Here is a 1,906-nt window from a genome sequence, read left to right as displayed (position 1 = left end):
GTACTGATCTTGGTTGGTTAACGCCTGCGATGAAAGATACTGCTCTAGAGCAAGTGACAAAGACACTTGCGGAAGGTGAAGTTACGCCTGATCTTTCAGCAAATGTGGTTTGTACCAAAGACGAAGCTCGCGAGTATCTATTACTGAATTTCTTCGGTTATTCAGAAGAAGAGTTAGCGAGCGGAATTGAAGCTGATGATGAGCAAGAAGTCGCGGATGAAATTGCAGAACTTCTAGAAGAAGGCCAAGATACAATCACCTTCGAACATGAAATTGCTCTTCAGTGCTGTGCTGATTGTGATGTAGAAGAAGAGTCAAACTAAGTACTCGCATTTAAGTATTAGTATTAATGTAGATACATCCATTAATACAGGGTGATGTTCAAATGAAGAAAGGCGTTAGTGGCTTCAAAGTTCACTAACGCCTTTTTTGTATCTCTGCGTCTTATCTCTAAGCAGCATTAGATCCTATGATGCTTTATTTTCTAGAATACCTTGGTCTCCCAATTGAGAAAGGATCTCTGCGGTTTTCTCGCGGAATAAATCTCTTAATAAGCGAACCGTTGGTGTGATGGATTGACGACTAGGGCAGACTAACCACAACTCGGTTGGTGTTGGTTTTAATTCAGGCATAACTTTAACCACTTCGCCCGAAAGCAAATGCTTCGACATATCTAAACAAGACTTTATCGCCACGCCTTTACCGGCAACACACCAACGTCTAACAAGGTCAGCATCGTTCGATGCACGATTCCCTTTCAGCTTCACTTTGTGATCCTGCTTACCATCGTTAAACACCCATTCGTCTTGCAACATATCATGCAGCTGATAAAGCAAACCATTATGTTGAGCTAAGTCACTCGGGTGTTTTGGTGTTCCCATTTCAGCCAAATATTCAGGAGCCGCACACAATATTCTCGGCACATCGCAGATCTTGAAACCATACATATTGGCGTCAGTAGGGGAGCCATAGCGAAGCGCCATATCAACGGAGTCACGGTAAAAATCGATATTACTGTCACTGATGCTCGTTCTAAGTGATGCTTTAGGGTATTCAAGCAAGAACTCATCTAACCAAGGTGTGATGAGGTTGCGGCCTAGATCCGATGAAAGCGCAATGCGGATTTCTCCATCGAGAATACCAAGCTCTTCGCGCATGCTGAGCTTGGCTTGCTCTAATATTTTCAAGGCCTGTTCACACTCAGGTAAATAGCGTTCGCCTGCTGAAGAGAGCCTTAAATGGCGAGTGGTTCTTACAAACAGTTCAGCGCCTAGTGCGGCTTCAACTCGTTTGACGGCAGCACTCGCGGTAGCAGTACGCATGTCTAGGTTGGTGGCTGCTGCGGTGATGCTGCGAAACTCCGCCACTTTCAAAATGACCTGTAAGTCTTCAAGAAGCATCTTATCTACCTGTGTTTGATAATGTTCTAAACATTGTATTGAAATCTTTGCTAATCACAAAGCGGGTTAACCCTTATTTACCTCTTCTAAGCTAACTTTATACGCTTAATTATCAAAATATATTTGAAAATCATTCAAATGTTAGACGGTTTATCTAGAGTGAGAATTGACTAAGATTAACTCGTCTAATTCAAGGAGAAAGCACAATGTCAGTACCATCAAAAATGAAAGCTATTGGATTTACTCAGTCATTTGCGATTACAGAGCAAGACAGTTTATTTGAGTTTGAAACGAGTCTGCCAGAACTAAAAAATAATGACTTGCTGGTAAAAGTGAGCGCGACTTCTATCAACCCTGCTGACGCAAAAATTCGTATTCGTAGTGCTAAGGATAAAACACTCGAACAACCTAAAGTGCTGGGCTATGACGCAGTCGGTGAAGTTGTCGGTAAAGGTACAGACGTTGAAGGTTTTGAATTAGGTGACCGTGTTTACTACGCTGGTGAC

At 42.5% G+C, this 1,906-nt stretch carries 3 protein-coding genes; 2 read left to right on the top strand and 1 reads right to left on the bottom strand.

Features of this window, described 5'->3' with window-relative positions; genetic code table 11:
* Nucleotides 1–323: hypothetical protein (locus AB4653_RS25705; protein WP_372105643.1), on the top strand; the 323-nt coding region annotated here is incomplete at its 5' end.
* Nucleotides 324–467: 144 nt separating this feature from the next.
* On the opposite strand, the gene AB4653_RS25700 is transcribed toward AB4653_RS25705, so the two are convergent.
* The gene (locus AB4653_RS25700; protein WP_102257571.1) at nt 468–1,400 is read right to left on the bottom strand and encodes a LysR family transcriptional regulator; all 933 of its coding nucleotides are present in this window, start codon (nt 1,398–1,400) and stop codon (nt 468–470) included.
* A 206-nt stretch (nt 1,401–1,606) separates the two neighbouring features.
* Here AB4653_RS25700 and AB4653_RS25695 point away from each other — a divergent pair.
* On the top strand, nt 1,607–1,906 hold a 300-nt coding region (locus tag AB4653_RS25695; RefSeq protein ID WP_372105642.1), incomplete at its 3' end, for an alcohol dehydrogenase catalytic domain-containing protein.

Origin of the sequence: Vibrio sp. 10N.222.48.A3 (genome assembly GCF_041475345.1) — a bacterium.
Lineage (GTDB): Bacteria > Pseudomonadota > Gammaproteobacteria > Enterobacterales > Vibrionaceae > Vibrio > Vibrio tasmaniensis_A.
This window is presented reverse-complemented; position numbering and strand designations above follow the sequence as displayed.